12 protein-coding genes and 1 tRNA gene are annotated in these 16,345 nt (G+C 52.0%); 12 read left to right on the forward strand and 1 reads right to left on the reverse strand.

Annotation, left to right across the window (positions count from 1 at the left end; translation table 11 throughout):
* The first annotated feature begins 20 nt into the window (after positions 1 to 20).
* The 3 genes from ACTU3N_RS05760 to ACTU3N_RS05770 are packed head-to-tail and all read left to right on the forward strand — an operon-like array spanning position 21 to position 4,259.
* Complete coding sequence (locus ACTU3N_RS05760; RefSeq protein ID WP_443085182.1) at positions 21 to 539, forward strand: CS1 type fimbrial major subunit; 519 nt, start codon at positions 21 to 23, stop codon at positions 537 to 539.
* 38 nt (positions 540 to 577) lie between these two features.
* Complete coding sequence (locus ACTU3N_RS05765; RefSeq protein WP_443085183.1) at positions 578 to 2,995, forward strand: TcfC E-set like domain-containing protein; 2,418 nt, start codon at positions 578 to 580, stop codon at positions 2,993 to 2,995.
* Position 2,996: 1 nt separating this feature from the next.
* On the forward strand, positions 2,997 to 4,259 hold the full coding sequence (locus ACTU3N_RS05770; RefSeq protein ID WP_443085184.1) for a hypothetical protein: 1,263 nt from the start codon (positions 2,997 to 2,999) through the stop codon (positions 4,257 to 4,259).
* Positions 4,260 to 4,300: 41 nt separating this feature from the next.
* Here ACTU3N_RS05770 and argG read toward each other — a convergent pair whose 3' ends face one another.
* Positions 4,301 to 5,647 carry an argininosuccinate synthase gene (gene argG / locus ACTU3N_RS05775; protein WP_443085185.1) on the reverse strand — a complete coding sequence of 449 codons (1,347 nt, stop codon included), beginning with the start codon at positions 5,645 to 5,647 and terminating at the stop codon, positions 4,301 to 4,303.
* A 372-nt stretch (positions 5,648 to 6,019) separates the two neighbouring features.
* On the opposite strand from argG, the gene ACTU3N_RS05780 reads away from it, so the two are divergent.
* The 9 genes from ACTU3N_RS05780 (at position 6,020) to nlpI (ending at position 16,335) form a co-directional block, all read left to right on the forward strand.
* Positions 6,020 to 6,096, forward strand: a tRNA-Met gene (locus ACTU3N_RS05780).
* 207 nt (positions 6,097 to 6,303) lie between these two features.
* Positions 6,304 to 6,756, forward strand: a complete 453-nt coding sequence (rimP, locus tag ACTU3N_RS05785; RefSeq protein ID WP_443085186.1) for a ribosome maturation factor RimP — start codon at positions 6,304 to 6,306, stop codon at positions 6,754 to 6,756.
* A 28-nt stretch (positions 6,757 to 6,784) separates the two neighbouring features.
* Entirely contained in the window at positions 6,785 to 8,272 is a 1,488-nt protein-coding gene (gene nusA, locus ACTU3N_RS05790; RefSeq protein ID WP_443085187.1) for a transcription termination factor NusA, read from the forward strand.
* 24 nt (positions 8,273 to 8,296) lie between these two features.
* On the forward strand, positions 8,297 to 11,008 hold the full coding sequence (gene infB / locus ACTU3N_RS05795; RefSeq protein ID WP_443085188.1) for a translation initiation factor IF-2: 2,712 nt from the start codon (positions 8,297 to 8,299) through the stop codon (positions 11,006 to 11,008).
* Between the two features lie 187 nt (positions 11,009 to 11,195).
* Entirely contained in the window at positions 11,196 to 11,597 is a 402-nt protein-coding gene (gene rbfA / locus ACTU3N_RS05800; RefSeq protein WP_035887947.1) for a 30S ribosome-binding factor RbfA, read from the forward strand.
* The gene (gene truB, locus ACTU3N_RS05805; RefSeq protein WP_443085189.1) at positions 11,597 to 12,541 is read left to right on the forward strand and encodes a tRNA pseudouridine(55) synthase TruB; all 945 of its coding nucleotides are present in this window, start codon (positions 11,597 to 11,599) and stop codon (positions 12,539 to 12,541) included. The genes rbfA and truB overlap by 1 nt, the downstream gene beginning before the upstream one ends.
* 147 nt (positions 12,542 to 12,688) lie before the next feature.
* Positions 12,689 to 12,958: a 30S ribosomal protein S15 gene (rpsO, locus tag ACTU3N_RS05810; RefSeq protein ID WP_003861789.1), complete on the forward strand. Its 270-nt coding sequence runs from the start codon at positions 12,689 to 12,691 to the stop codon at positions 12,956 to 12,958.
* 251 nt (positions 12,959 to 13,209) lie between these two features.
* On the forward strand, positions 13,210 to 15,342 hold the full coding sequence (gene pnp, locus ACTU3N_RS05815; RefSeq protein ID WP_443085205.1) for a polyribonucleotide nucleotidyltransferase: 2,133 nt from the start codon (positions 13,210 to 13,212) through the stop codon (positions 15,340 to 15,342).
* A gap of 108 nt (positions 15,343 to 15,450) precedes the next feature.
* Positions 15,451 to 16,335 carry a lipoprotein NlpI gene (nlpI, locus tag ACTU3N_RS05820; protein ID WP_443085190.1) on the forward strand — a complete coding sequence of 295 codons (885 nt, stop codon included), beginning with the start codon at positions 15,451 to 15,453 and terminating at the stop codon, positions 16,333 to 16,335.
* Positions 16,336 to 16,345 lie beyond the last annotated feature (10 nt).

Genomic DNA, 16,345 nt, shown 5'->3' on the forward strand with positions numbered 1-16,345 from the left:
AATAACTGTAAAGGTAATTTATGATTACTAATAAAGTGGCGAAAAAATGCCTCGAAACCTGTGCTATCTCCTTCGCAATATTAGGTAGTTCGATGGCGTTTGCCGCGAATCAACAAAGCTATGCAATCGATATCAAAGCTGAAATACCTTCCGACGCTTTTCACGTTATTCCTGTCGACAGCGGCTGGATTAACCAGACGCAAACCATGAAATACGATTTAGCTACGGCAAAACTCCAGGCGTTTGAAAAACAATTTCAGTATAAAAATAGCTCCGGTGGTATACAGGCGGCCTTAACGAACACTGATGCAAATGGCGATGCCATTCTATCGAATGGATCAGATGTTATTCCTCTCAAAGTTGAATTTAATGGCGTCAGGTTAACGGATACATCAACAACTGTTGTTGATGATAAGGCAGCGCAAGCGGGTGGCCGTACGATGCTACGTATTAGTCAGGCGGATAATCAATCTTTGACAGTTAACGGATCTTTTACCGGCCAGGTTGCCGTTATTTTTGAGGAAGTCATTACTCCGTAATTATTCTTACAAATAACGCTAATAAAAAGCACTTAATTATGAAAATATCTCTGGCATTTCTTGCTGCTTTTCCTTTCATCGTTTCTGCAAACGATATTCAACTGGCCGCTAATATGAGGGGGATACCAGAGGATTTCAGACGATATTTTTATAATTCAGCAATTGTCGTTCAGGTTTTTCTGAACGACAATTATATTTTCGATGCCAGTGTCTCACTGAAAGAAAACGGTGAGGTTAAGCTCCTGCACATTTTAGAACAGGCTGATAATGCCGACAGCGACCTGCTGGCGCGCTGGTCTGACATTCTCAATGACGGCGTTTCCATCGGTGAGTGTATCTCTGCCTGCCCATCCGGGCTAATGCATGTGGAATATCACCTGAATAGCTCCGCCCTCAAACTTTACACTTCTGCTTATGAAACCAGTCAGGTAGCGAGCGACTACCTGCCCGTGCCGGACGATGCGCCTGCCGGGCTGATTATGTTTAACGACGTGTCGGTTTCGGATGCTGCCTCAACGCGCAGCTGGGGGATTAACTCCTCCATGACCTCATCACTAGGCGGCTGGAGTCAGCAAGCCTCGTTTCAGTCTTCCGGAACGCGTGGTGAATATCGCTACAGCAGCTCAAGCCTTTATGAGTTTTTCACGCAAAAAGAGCTACAGGGGGATTTTATCCGTATAGGGTTATTTTCTCCTGATAACGCGACGGGCAACGTGCAAACATCGGGTTTTGGCTATGACACTGTGGCTGGCGTTATGTGGGGAACCTCAGATGCGTTACTGGTCAACACAGACAGCGTCAGCGCCTGGCCTGTTTATGTGACAGGGAGGAACCAGTCCATAGCGGAAGTCTGGCGCGACGGGCGACTCATCCGTACCCAACAACTCCAGCCCGGTATACAGGCGCTGGATACTCGTCAGTTGCCCATCGGCATTTATGATATTACGGTAAAAATTATTGAGAACGGTCAGACTGTCGATACTCAGCAAGCCCAAATCTTTAAAACGCAGGGCTGGAGCAATCCGAACAAACGCTGGCGCATGAATCTGTGGGGCGGGCAACGCCGGACGATAGCCAGTAAAAATGTCGGTTCAGCGAACGATAACCCGGATACTGCCGGGGGCGGCATAGAGGTGCTCGTGCATCCGCGGGCGGTCGTGGGGTTGAGCGGTGCGGTCACAGAGAAAGAGCAGCGTCTTCGCTCGCGAGCCAATATTACCTTAACGCAGAAAGACCGTATATTTGCTCAGTATACTTTCGGTAATACCGAGTACATGGGCAATCAGGATACCGATATTCGCTACTACCGTAGCCTCTATACTGGCGGATCGGCGAGCCTGTTCTGGCGCTCAACGGTGACGGACGTTTACGGGCGGCGGGTGCGTTCCGGCCAGACAGGTAAAACCTGGGGCGTATCACTTTCTTCCAGGCTGCCGCTCTCTTCTTCATTAATACTCAACGCTCAGTATGTTGATACTGTCTGGCGTAAAGGCACTGCTGTTGATGCCTCGTTGAGTACACAGGCCAGTTTTTATGGCCGCGACACCAATTTTCGTATGAGCGCCTACGATCGTCCGGGGTTCGATAGCCACCGCAGAGATTATGGTATCGCGTTCAGCGTGTCAGTCGCGCTGGCTTCATCTGCACAACATACCGTTGCTTTTGATACAGGCTTTGATCAGGAGCAAGGGTATTCGAGCCTCAATTATCAGTGGCAACCACAAGAGAGCCCCTATATTCGCTATCTCGGCGCAGGCGTCTCTTATAACGCCAGCGATACGGTGCTGAATGGTAATGGTGCGTTGAATACGCCATGGATAAGTGGAGATTTTTACACGCAGCGCGGTATTCATAGCGGAAATAATACGCTTGGCGGCAATCTCACTCAGGTGCTGGTGATGGGCGGAGGCAAGGTGGCATCGGTTAACGGTAATAACAGCCGTAGCATGGAGTCTGCTGTCATTGTCGACGTTGATGTCGATGATAAAGACACACAGATCCTGGCTTCCAGTAATACCCGCGAGAGCCGCCTTCAGCCCGGCAGAAATATCATTCCAGTTGATTTATGGAAAAGAAGCGCTATTCAGTTTAGCGCGCGTGGGGATGAAAGTGTTCAGGTCTCCCCGGAGCGGCAAACCATCCAGATGCGGCGCGGCAGCGTGCAGTATGTGCAGGTTAAAACGGTGAAAACATTTACCCTGGTTAGCATGTTGCTGGATGGGCAGGGGAATCCCATCAAAAATCGACGCGTTAAAAGCGATGTCACCAGCAGCATGGTGAACGCTGAAGGTGTGCTGACACTGGATTCGGGGGTGATGAATCGTCAGTTAGTTGTTCTGGCAGAAAAGCACCTGCCGGCGTTGCAGTGCGGGCTACCGGCAACCATGGAGCCAAATAAGAAAGTCCAGTTTATCAGCGCTGTTCGTTGCCGGATTGCTAACACGGAAGAAAAATAACATGGCCATTAAATATCGTCTGATAATCGGCTGGTTGCTGCTGTTAGCCGCCAGTCTGAACTGCGCCGCCACGACATTAACCATCACGGCCAACTTTTCGCCATCGCTGGAGCATCCGGAGAATAATACCTTTACCAACACCACGCCCCAGAGCGGTTATTGCAGTAGCTGGCCTGCTGAATGTGCGGAAAATAAAGTATTTAGCATCGGTCTTGGGTTAAGCGCCTCGCTCTCCGCGCAGGGCTTTTCTCCCGGTGCGTCGCCGCGAGAAAGCATGTTTTTTCAAATGCCAGGTACCTGGCGTAATGTCACGGTGGTCAACGCTGAGGGTAAATCGGCAATTGTGCAATTCCGGGTTTCTGCCTTTTCATCGACCTACCGCACGCGAGGAAGCTGGACGGTGAATGACCATCGCGCAGCCTGGGCGGGGTCATCTTTTGTCTGGGCGCCAGCTCCCTGCATCTATTCTGGCGTCGGGCGCGTTAGTCCCACACGCTACACCTTTTTATGGAAATGGCCGGTCAGTAATGCCGCGTGCTACAAGATTGCGAAAAAAGAGTTAACCGGCGAACCATATCGTATTGAGAATACGAGTGTCGCGTATGAAATCAAAACACCGGAGCCGCTAAAAATGGGCTCCGGAGAGTACGTGGGTTCGTTGCGTTTTACTGCTGGCCCTGGCGGTGATTTTGATTTTGGCGATAGCTTTACGGTTAGCGACAGTGTTGTTGATATCGTATTTAAGCTTTCCGTAAATCACGAACTAAAACTCACAACGAATGCCAGCGATCATCAGGTGACGCTTCAGCCATGCAAACCGGGCAGCGTATGCTCTGTGGATGAAGGAAAAGCCAACTGGGAACGCTGGATGGTGACGCGTGTAGCACCGTCGCTGACCGGGAAAAGTTCGTTTAATCTTTCCAGTTCCGGTGCTTTTACTGTGCATCTGGATTGCGCGCAGCAGGTAGGGAAAGAGTGCGCGCTCAAAAGTGATAATTCCGGGCAACTGGTGCCTGTCAGTATCATGCTCAATCTGCCGGAAAATATTGTGGACAATAATACTGGCGCTAGCGTTTTCCGCAGGCCGCTCAGTATCGGCAAAGATGTCTCGCAAACGGTTTTTGCGACCCGAACGTATGGGCAGGATAAAAAAGGTAGTCTGGAATATCTTGTGCGCCAGCGCGATGTGGAAACCATGCTGCAAACACGGCCGGACAGCTATCGCGGTACGGTGACGATTATTTTTGATCCGAATATTTATTAACTTAAAGAGCCCGTGCCTGTCTGGCAGGCACGGGTTAAGCTTTATTTTTTGTCGCTATTTTCCAGGTTCTCAACCTGCGGCAGCCCGTTGTCGGACGCCGGAGAGAGCAAACCGGTTTCTACGTAATTAAACAGTTTTTCACGCGTATCGGTGATATCCAGGTTGCGCATGGTCAACTGGCCGATACGATCGTCAGGCGAGAACACAGAATCGCCTTTTTCCATGGTCAGGCGCTCTGCTTTATACGTCAAATTATCGGAAACAGTATTCAGAATTGAATAATCGTTGCCGCGGCGCAGTTCCAGCGTCACTTCGCCAGTTATCGCACTTGCCACCCAACGCTGCAAAGAATCACGCAGCATAAGCGCCTGCGGATCGAACCAGCGGCCCTGATAGAGCAGGCGGCCCAGCTGGCGGCCATGGGCATGATATTGCTCGATAGTATCTTCGTTGTGAATACCGGTGAGCAAACGCTCGTAGGCAATATGCAGCAGCGCCATGCCAGGAGCTTCATAAATTCCGCGGCTCTTCGCTTCAATGATCCGGTTTTCAATCTGATCGCTCATGCCAAGGCCGTGGCGTCCGCCAATCCGGTTCGCTTCCAGCATCAGCTCTACATCATCGCTAAACGTTTTACCGTTCAGCGCCACCGGATGGCCGCGTTCAAAACGCACGGTCACTTCTTCTGCCGGGATTTTGACGTTCTCGTCCCAGAACTTAACGCCCATGATTGGATTAACGATTTTTACGCTGGAATTGAGGAATTCAAGATCCTTCGCTTCATGGGTCGCGCCCAGCATATTGGAGTCGGTGGAGTAGGCTTTTTCCGCAGACATTTTGTAATCAAAGCCTGAAGCGGTCATAAATTCAGACATTTCCTGACGCCCGCCCAGCTCATCGATAAAATCGGTATCAAGCCACGGTTTGTAAATTTTCAGCTCGGCATTCGTCAGCAAGCCGTAGCGATAAAAACGTTCAATATCGTTGCCTTTATAGGTGCTGCCGTCGCCCCAAATATTGACGCCATCTTCTTTCATCGCGGCAACCAGCATGGTACCGGTCACCGCGCGGCCCAGCGGCGTGGTGTTAAAGTAGGTCAGACCACCGGTGGTATTATGAAAAGCGCCACACTGGATAGCGGCGATGCCTTCAGCGACCAGCTGTTTGCGGCAATCGATCAGGCGGGCATTTTCTGCACCGTACTCCATAGCGCGACGGGGAATAGCGTCATAATCATCCTCATCCGGCTGGCCCAGATTTGCCGTATATGCATAAGGTACCGCACCTTTCTGGCGCATCCACAGCAGCGCTGCGCTGGTATCCAGGCCACCTGAGAAAGCTATACCGATACGTTGACCTGCGGGAAGATGCTTAAGAATCGTCGTCATAAAAAATCCCTGCTTGATAGACCTGGGGTGGAGACTTCACTGCCACGCCACGATGTTTTGCCATTCAATACAAAATCATTAGTGAATGGTTATGCAATATAAATGAGTTTTCATTTAATCATCTTTTGGCGATGACCGGAAGAGGAGAGTGCAATTTTCGTTGTGAGCCGACGCTGAAGGCTGACGGAACGCATAAACAATAGTCTTAACATTATGCATTCGCCAGAGTGAGATATTGTTAAAGCAGAGCGGTTGACAGATAATCATGTTTATCAATATAATGTAGGCCGATTTAACGTCCCGTCTTCGGTACCAAATCCCAGCATTATTGCAAATTCGCCGTCAACCGAGTAGAATTTGTCACGTTTCAGGCGCGGGGTGGAGCAGCCTGGTAGCTCGTCGGGCTCATAACCCGAAGGTCGTCGGTTCAAATCCGGCCCCCGCAACCACTTTCCCTAAGTGTTTTTTTTCAAATATACTGTGAAGACGTAAAGCCTTCGCTATTGGGTTTGAAAAAATACTCATGGAAGGTTCTCCAGGCCGCAGTTGCGGCTATAGGGTTCAGTTATTTAAAGCCCCGATTTATCGGGGTTTTTTGTTATCTGACTACGAAATAACTGGGCTATACGCCCTTTTTTTATGTCTTGGGGGTGGACTTGTCCACATTAGAGCAAAAATTAACAGAGATGATTACGGCGCCGGTTGAAGCACTGGGCTATGAACTGGTCGGTATCGAATTTGTGCGTGGTCGCACATCCACGCTGCGCATCTATATTGATAGTGAAGATGGCATCACTGTTGATGATTGTGCTGATGTCAGCCACCAGGTCAGTGCGGTTTTGGATGTTGAAGATCCGATTACCGTCGCTTACAACCTGGAAGTTTCTTCGCCAGGTTTAGAACGACCTTTGTTTACGGCTGAGCACTATACGCGTTTCAAGGGCGACGAAGTTTCGCTGGTCCTGCGTATGGCGGTACAAAATCGCCGCAAGTGGCAGGGCATCATTAAAGATGTCGATGGCGAGATGATCACCATTACGGTCGAAGGTAAAGATGAAGTGTTTGCGCTGAGCAATATTCAGAAAGCGAACCTGGTCCCCCACTTTTAACAGTCTGAATTGAGGTGAAAGGCCCCCGATGAACAAAGAAATTTTGGCTGTTGTTGAAGCAGTTTCTAACGAAAAGTCGCTTCCGCGTGAAAAAATCTTTGAAGCGCTGGAAAGTGCTCTGGCTACAGCAACCAAGAAAAAATACGAACAAGAGATTGATGTGCGTGTCAGCATCGATCGTAAAAGCGGTGACTTTGATACCTTCCGTCGCTGGCTGATTGTTGAAGAAGTGACGCAACCGACGCGTGAAATCACGCTCGAAGCGGCGCGTTACGAAGACGAAAGCCTGAACGTGGGTGATTATGTTGAAGATCAGATAGAATCTGTCACTTTCGACCGTATTACTACCCAGACCGCCAAGCAGGTTATCGTGCAGAAAGTGCGCGAAGCTGAGCGCGCGATGGTCGTGGACCAGTTCCGCGAACACGAAGGCGAAATCATCACCGGCGTGGTGAAAAAAGTTAACCGCGACAATATCACTCTCGACCTGGGTAATAACGCTGAGGCCGTGATCCTGCGCGAAGATATGCTGCCGCGCGAAAACTTCCGCCCCGGCGACCGTATTCGCGGTGTGCTGTATGCGGTGCGCCCGGAAGCGCGTGGTGCGCAGCTGTTCGTTACCCGTTCCAAACCGGAAATGCTGATCGAACTGTTCCGTATCGAAGTACCGGAAATCGGTGAAGAAGTGATTGAAATCAAAGCCGCTGCCCGCGATCCGGGTTCGCGCGCCAAAATCGCGGTGAAGACTAATGACAAGCGTATCGATCCGGTCGGCGCATGTGTCGGTATGCGCGGCGCGCGCGTACAGGCGGTCTCTACCGAACTTGGCGGTGAGCGCATTGATATCGTGTTGTGGGATGATAACCCTGCACAGTTCGTTATCAACGCAATGGCACCGGCTGATGTTGCCTCTATCGTGGTGGATGAAGACAAACACACCATGGATATTGCTGTCGAAGCGGGCAACCTGGCGCAGGCGATTGGCCGTAACGGTCAAAACGTGCGCCTTGCGTCTCAGCTGAGCGGCTGGGAACTCAACGTAATGACCGTTGAAGACCTGCAGTCCAAGCATCAGGCTGAAGCGCATGCGGCGATCGATACCTTTACTCGCTACCTGGACATTGACGAAGATTTCGCCACCGTCCTGGTTGAAGAAGGTTTCTCGACGCTGGAAGAACTGGCCTATGTGCCTATCAAAGAGCTGCTGGAAATCGACGGTCTGGATGAAGATACCGTTGAAGCCCTGCGTGATCGCGCGAAAAACGCGTTGACCACCCTGGCACTGGCGCAGGAAGAAAGCCTCGGCGATAAAGAGCCGGCTGAAGACCTGCTTAACCTGGAAGGTCTGGATCGCGCACTGGCATTTAAACTGGCTGCTCGTGGTGTTTGTACGCTTGAAGATCTCGCCGAACAGGGCGTAGATGACCTGACTGATATCGAAGGGTTAACCGACGAGAAAGCAGGGGAGCTCATCATGGCCGCACGTAATATTTGCTGGTTTGGTGACGAAGCGTAATAAACTGTAGCAGGAAGGAACAGCATGACCGATGTAACCGTAAAAACGCTGGCCGCTGAGATTCAGACCTCTGTGGACCGCCTGGTACAGCAATTTGCTGATGCAGGGATCCGCAAGTCCGCTGAAGACTTAGTGACGGCACAAGAAAAGCAGACGCTATTAGCGCACCTGAACCGCGAACACGGTTCCGCGCCTGATAAGCTGACTCTGCAGCGCAAAACGCGCAGTACATTAAGTATTCAGGGCACCGGTGGGAAAAGTAAATCGGTGCAGATAGAAGTCCGTAAAAAGCGCACCTTTGTAAAACGCGATCCACAAGAGGCAGAACGTCTCGCGGCGGAAGAAGAGGCTATGCGTGAAGCGGAAGAGAAGGCTCGTCGTGAAGCAGAGGAAGCTGCTAAACGTGAAGCCGAGGAAAAAGCGAAACGTGACGCCGAGACTCGTGCAAAACGTGAAGCCGAAGAAAAAGCTAAACGCGATAATGCTGAAAATGCAAAACGCGAAGCTGCGGAAAATAGCAAAGTGAGCAATCAACAATCTGACGAAATGACCAGGACAGCCCAGGCGGAGAAAGCCCGCCGTGAATCCGAAGCGCAAGAACTCAAGCGCAAAGCGGAGGAAGAGGCTCGTCGTAAACTGGAAGAAAACGCACGTCGCGTAGCGGAAGAAGCTCGTCGCATGGCAGAACAAAATGAAAGCGGTTGGACTGCCAGCAGCGAAGAGGAAGAAACCACGGGCGATTATCACGTAACCACTTCCCAGCATGCGCGTCAGGCGGAAGATGACAACGATCGCGAAGTCGAAGGCGGTCGAGGTCGTGGCCGCAACACGAAAGCGGCGCGTCCGAAGAAGGGCAACAAACACGCCGAAAGCAAAGCTGACCGTGAGGAAGCGCGCGCAGCGGTTCGCGGTGGTAAAGGCGGTCGCCAGCGTAAAGGTTCTGCTCTGCAGCAAGGCTTCCAGAAGCCTGCGCAAGCGGTTAACCGTGACGTGGTTATCGGTGAAACCCTGACCGTTGGCGAACTGGCTAACAAGATGGCGGTTAAAGGCTCTCAGGTCATCAAAGCGATGATGAAACTGGGCGCAATGGCGACCATCAACCAGGTGATTGACCAGGAAACCGCGCAGCTGGTGGCGGAAGAAATGGGTCATAAAGTTATCCTGCGTCGTGAAAACGAGCTGGAAGAAGCGGTAATGAGCGACCGTGATACGGGTGCTGCGGCAGAACCGCGTGCGCCGGTCGTGACCATTATGGGTCACGTTGACCACGGTAAAACCTCTCTGCTGGACTACATTCGTTCAACGAAAGTGGCCTCCGGTGAAGCGGGCGGCATTACTCAGCATATCGGTGCGTATCACGTCGAAACCGACAACGGTATGATCACCTTCCTGGATACCCCAGGCCACGCCGCGTTTACCGCGATGCGTGCCCGTGGTGCGCAGGCAACGGATATCGTTGTGCTGGTCGTTGCAGCAGACGACGGCGTGATGCCGCAGACCATCGAAGCTATCCAGCACGCAAAAGCGGCGCAGGTGCCGGTTGTGGTTGCGGTGAACAAAATCGATAAACCGGAAGCCGATCCGGATCGCGTGAAAAACGAACTTGCTCAGTACGGTATTATCCCGGAAGAGTGGGGCGGTGAAAGCCAGTTCGTACATGTGTCTGCGAAAGCAGGTACAGGTATCGACGAACTGCTGGATGCCATCCTGCTGCAGGCTGAAGTTCTGGAGCTGAAAGCCGTGCGTAAAGGTATGGCGAGCGGTGTTGTTATCGAATCCTTCCTTGATAAAGGTCGTGGTCCGGTCGCATCGGTTCTGGTTCGTGAAGGTACCCTGCATAAAGGCGATATCGTTCTGTGTGGCTTCGAGTATGGCCGTGTCCGTGCGATGCGTGATGAGCTGGGCCGTGAAGTGACTGAAGCAGGTCCGTCCATTCCGGTGGAAATCCTCGGTCTGTCCGGTGTTCCGGCTGCCGGTGATGAAGCGACCGTCGTACGTGACGAGAAGAAAGCGCGTGAAGTTGCGCTGTATCGCCAGGGTAAATTCCGCGAAGTCAAACTGGCACGCCAGCAGAAATCTAAACTGGAAAACATGTTTGCCAACATGACCGAAGGCGAAGTTCACGAAGTGAATATCGTGCTGAAGGCGGACGTTCAGGGTTCTGTGGAAGCTATCTCCGACTCGCTGCTGAAACTGTCAACCGAAGAAGTCAAAGTCAAGATCGTGGGTTCTGGCGTAGGTGGTATCACCGAAACCGACGCTACGCTTGCTGCGGCTTCTAACGCTATCCTGGTTGGCTTCAACGTGCGTGCCGATGCTTCTGCGCGTCGCGTTATCGAAGCAGAAGGTCTGGATCTGCGTTACTACTCCGTCATCTATAACCTGATCGACGAAGTGAAAGCAGCCATGAGCGGTATGCTTTCGCCGGAGCTGAAACAGCAGATCATCGGTCTGGCAGAAGTGCGTGATGTGTTTAAATCGCCGAAATTCGGTGCCATCGCGGGCTGTATGGTTACGGAAGGCGTGGTTAAACGTCACAACCCAATCCGCGTACTGCGCGACAACGTGGTTATCTATGAAGGCGAGCTGGAATCCCTGCGCCGCTTCAAAGATGACGTCAACGAAGTTCGTAACGGTATGGAATGTGGTATCGGCGTGAAGAACTACAATGACGTACGCACTGGCGATATGATTGAAGTGTTCGAGATTATCGAAATCCAGCGTTCGATTGAGTAACCCCGTAAGCGAGCAGGTTGCTGCTGCAATGGTTTTTCCCGGCCCTGATGCCGGGAAGACGAAGCCGTGCAGCGTTGTCGCAACAGGCTGGCACAGTGGGTTAAAATTTTTGACCGGGTATGCAGTGCGCCGCCCGGCAAGCAATATCAAAAGGGGCTACGGCCCCTTTTTAGTGTGGAGAATTACTATGGCGAAAGAATTCGGTCGCCCTCAGCGCGTAGCCCAGGAGCTGCAAAAAGAGATAGCCATCATTCTGCAGCGTGAAATCAAAGATCCGCGTTTAGGTATGATGACCACGGTTTCCGGTGTCGAAGTTTCCCGTGATTTGGCCTACGCAAAGGTGTTTGTCACATTCCTTAATGATAAAGACGAAGCTTCGGTGAAAGCTGGCATCAAAGCGTTACAGGATGCCTCTGGTTTTATCCGTACCCTGCTTGGGAAAGCGATGCGCTTGCGTATCGTGCCGGAACTGACCTTTTTCTATGACAACTCGCTGGTGGAAGGGATGCGCATGTCCAATCTGGTGACCAGCGTGGTGAAACACGACGACGAGCGTCGTGTGAACCCGGACGACAGCAAGGAGGACTAATGAGTCGTCCTCGTCGTCGCGGTCGCGATGTGCACGGCGTTCTGCTGCTGGATAAACAGCAGGGAGCCTCCAGCAATGATGTGCTGCAAAAAGTAAAGCGTCTTTATAACGCGAACCGGGCCGGGCATACCGGCGCGCTGGACCCGCTGGCAACCGGTATGCTGCCGATCTGCCTCGGCGAAGCCACGAAATTCTCGCAATATTTGCTGGATTCTGACAAGCGTTACCGGGTGATTGCTCGCCTCGGGCAGCGTACCGATACGTCAGATGCTGACGGGCAGGTTGTTGAGGAGCGCCCGGTCGCCTTCACCTCTGAGCAACTGGCGGCTGCGCTGGACAGCTTCCGTGGCGAAACCCTGCAAATCCCGTCGATGTATTCTGCGCTGAAATATCAGGGCAAAAAGCTCTACGAATATGCTCGCCAGGGAATCGAGGTTCCGCGTGAGGCGCGCCCGATTACCGTCTACGAACTGTTATTTATTCGTCATGAAGGTAATGAGCTGGAGCTGGAAATACATTGTTCGAAAGGCACGTACATCCGCACCATTATTGACGATCTGGGTGAGAAACTGGGCTGTGGCGCGCACGTAATCTACCTGCGTCGCCTGGCGGTAAGCCACTATCCTGTCGAGAGAATGGTTACGCTTGAGCAACTACAAGAGCGGGTTGCGCAGGCCGAGCAGCAAGGTATTCCGGCGGCGGAGCTGCTGGATCCTCTGCTGATGCCGATGGACAGCCCGGCGGCGGATTTCCCACAGGTGTCTATTCCGTCAGTCGTTGCGGCGTACTTTAAACAAGGCCAGCCGGTGCGTGCTTCTGCGGCGCCAAAAGAAGGCCTGGTACGCGTGATGGAAGGCGAAGAAGGGAAGTTTATCGGTATGGGTGAAATCGATGACGAAGGGCGCGTCGCGCCGCGTCGTCTGGTGGTTGAGTATCCTGTTTGAGCGTGCTTTCCTTGCGGGAAACAGTGACTACGAGTAGAATACTGCCGCTTAACGTCGGCTTCTGTTTTTAACATGCCCTGACGTTAAACCTGGGGTTGCTGAATTAGAGATCGGCACCCTTTCATTTTTTTATTACTGGAGTTCAAAATGTCTCTAAGCGTTGAAGCTAAAGCAAAAATCGTTTCCGAGTTTGGTCGTGGTACTAACGACAGCGGTTCTACCGAAGTTCAGGTTGCACTGCTGACTGCTCAGATTAACCACCTGCAGGGTCACTTTGCAGAGCACAAAAAAGATCACCACAGCCGTCGTGGTCTGCTGCGTATGGTTTCTCAGCGTCGTAAACTGCTCGACTACCTGAAACGTAAAGATGTAGCACGCTACACCGCGCTGATCGAGCGCCTGGGTCTGCGTCGCTAAGTCTGGCGAGTTTCAAAAGAAGGGGCCTGTAAGGCCCCTTTTTTCTACCAGACGGCAGCAATTGACAGTAAACTAATGTATTGTTGCAAGGTGTGATCTTCATTGCAGAGGTTCGCGCGGCTAATGAGAAGCTTGACTCGCACGCGGCGGGATCAGGATTGTCATTAGTCGCGAGGATGCAAGAAGATCTGGTTTAATTGCCGGCCCGCCATGGGGTGTGCTGGCATTCATCAATAAAGGACAGAATTTTGCTGAATCCGATCGTTCGTAAATTCCAATATGGTCAGCATACCGTCACGCTGGAAACCGGCATGATGGCGCGTCAAGCCACCGCGGCCGTAATGGTTAGCATGGATGACACTGCAGTATTTGTGACCGTAGTTGGTCAGAAAAAAGCAAAACCCGGCCAGGACTTTTTCCCCCTGACCGTAAACTACCAGGAGCGTACTTACGCTGCGGGTAAAATCCCTGGCGGTTTCTTCCGTCGTGAAGGCCGTCCGAGCGAAGGCGAAACGCTGATCGCGCGCCTGATTGACCGCCCGATTCGTCCGCTGTTCCCGGAAGGTTTCGTTAACGAAGTGCAGGTTATCGCGACCGTTGTTTCCGTTAACCCGCAGGTTAACCCGGACATCGTTGCGATGATCGGTGCTTCCGCAGCGCTTTCCCTGTCTGGTATCCCGTTCAATGGCCCGATTGGTGCCGCTCGTGTTGGTTATATCAATGACCAGTACGTACTGAACCCGACCCAGGAAGAGCTGAAAGAGAGCAAGCTGGACCTGGTTGTTGCCGGTACTGAAGCTGCCGTTCTGATGGTGGAATCCGAAGCTGAATTGCTGAGCGAAGACCAGATGCTGGGCGCCGTGGTGTTTGGCCACGACCAGCAGCAGGTTGTTATTCAGAACATTAACGAGCTGGTCAAAGAAGCGGGTAAACCGCGCTGGGACTGGCAGCCGGAAGCGGCAAACGAAGCGCTGAATGCGCGCGTTGCTGAGCTGGCGCAATCTCGCCTGAGTGATGCATACCGCATTACCGACAAACAAGAACGTTACGCACAGGTTGATACCATCAAATCTGAAACCATCGCTAAGCTGGTTGAAGAAGATGAAACCCTGGACCCGAACGAGCTGGGCGAAATCCTGCACGCTATCGAGAAAAACGTGGTGCGTAGCCGCGTGCTGGCTGGCGAACCGCGTATCGATGGTCGCGAAAAAGATATGATTCGTGGTCTGGATGTTCGTACCGGTGTTCTGCCGCGTACGCACGGTTCTGCGCTGTTCACCCGTGGTGAAACGCAGGCGCTGGTTACCGCGACGCTGGGTACGGCTCGTGATGCGCAAATCATTGATGAGCTGATGGGCGAGCGCACTGACTCCTTCCTGTTCCACTATAATTTCCCTCCGTATTCTGTAGGGGAAACCGGGATGGTGGGTTCGCCGAAACGTCGTGAAATCGGTCACGGTCGTCTGGCGAAACGTGGTGTGCTGGCAGTTATGCCGGACGCAGAAAAATTCCCGTACACCGTACGTGTGGTTTCTGAAATCACTGAATCCAACGGCTCCTCGTCTATGGCGTCCGTGTGCGGTGCTTCCCTGGCGCTGATGGATGCCGGTGTGCCGGTGAAAGCAGCCGTTGCGGGTATCGCGATGGGCTTGGTGAAAGAAGGCGACAACTACGTTGTGCTGTCTGACATTCTGGGCGACGAAGATCACCTGGGCGATATGGACTTCAAAGTTGCGGGTTCCCGCGATGGTATCTCTGCGCTGCAGATGGATATCAAAATTGAAGGTATCACCAAAGAGATCATGCAGGTTGCTCTGAACCAGGCAAAAGGCGCTCGTCTGCATATTCTGAGCGTTATGGAGCAGGCAATTAACGCACCGCGTGGCGATATCTCTGAGTTCGCACCGCGTATTCACACCATCAAAATCAATCCGGACAAAATCAAAGACGTGATTGGTAAAGGTGGTTCTGTCATTCGTGCGCTGACTGAAGAAACCGGCACCACGATTGAAATCGAAGATGATGGTACCGTGAAAATCGCAGCGACCGATGGCGACAAAGCAAAACATGCTATCCGCCGTATCGAAGAGATCACTGCCGAGATCGAAGTGGGCCGTGTTTATAACGGTAAAGTGACCCGTATCGTTGACTTTGGCGCGTTTGTTGCCATCGGCGGCGGTAAAGAAGGTCTGGTACACATTTCTCAGATCGCCGACAAGCGCGTTGAGAAAGTGACCGATTACCTGCAGATGAATCAGGAAGTCCCGGTTAAAGTTCTGGAAGTTGACCGCCAGGGCCGTATCCGCCTGAGCATCAAAGAAGCAACTGAGCAAACTCAGCCTGCTGGCGAGCCAGAAGTGCCACAAGCAGAGCAGGGCGAGTAACGTTGCCTTTGCCCTCCGCGCAAGCGGAGGGCGTATTCGCTGGCAGGACGCCGTGTTTGCAGCCGGGGGACAGGACGTTCATCCAATTGTTGTCTTCGGGAGTGGGAAATGAAGCCTTTTTTGCGCTGGTGTTTCGTTGCGACAGCTTTAACGCTGGCAGGATGCAGCAACTCTGCCTGGCGTAAAAGCGAAGTCCTCGCAATACCTTTGCAACCGACTTTGCAGCAAGAAGTGATTCTGGCACGCATGGAACAAATTCTTGCCAGTCGGGCTTTAACCGATGACGAGCGCGCACAGCTTTTATATGAGCGCGGAGTGTTGTATGATAGTCTCGGTTTGAGGGCATTAGCGCGAAATGATTTTTCACAAGCGCTGGCAATCAGACCGGATATGCCTGAAGTATTCAATTACTTAGGCATTTATTTAACGCAGGCAGGCAATTTTGATGCTGCCTATGAAGCGTTTGATTCTGTACTTGAGCTTGATCCAACTTACAACTACGCGCACTTGAATCGCGGTATCGCATTGTATTACGGCGGTCGCGACAGGTTAGCGCAAGATGATCTGCTGGCGTTTTATCAAGACGATCCTAACGATCCTTTCCGTAGTCTGTGGCTTTATATCGTTGAGCAGAAGCTTAATGAAAAGCAGGCTAAAGAAGCGCTGGCACAGCGCCTCGAAAAGTCGGATAAGGAACAGTGGGGATGGAATATTGTCGAGTTCTACCTCGGTGACATTAGCGAAGCAACGCTGATGGATCGCCTGAAGGCGGACGCAACGGATAACACCTCGCTCGCTGAGCATCTCAGTGAAACCAACTTCTATTTAGGTAAGTACTACCTAAGTCTGGGGGACAAGGACAGCGCTACGGCACTGTTCAAATTAACGGTTGCTAACAACGTTCATAATTTCGTTGAGCACCGTTATGCATTGTTGGAACTATCGCTCTTGGGCCAGGAGCAAGATGACCTGGCAGAATCGGACCAGCAATAGCTGCGAATAT

The sequence above is a fragment of the Vagococcus sp. WN89Y genome, from assembly GCF_052220145.1.
GTDB lineage: Bacteria > Pseudomonadota > Gammaproteobacteria > Enterobacterales > Enterobacteriaceae > Kosakonia.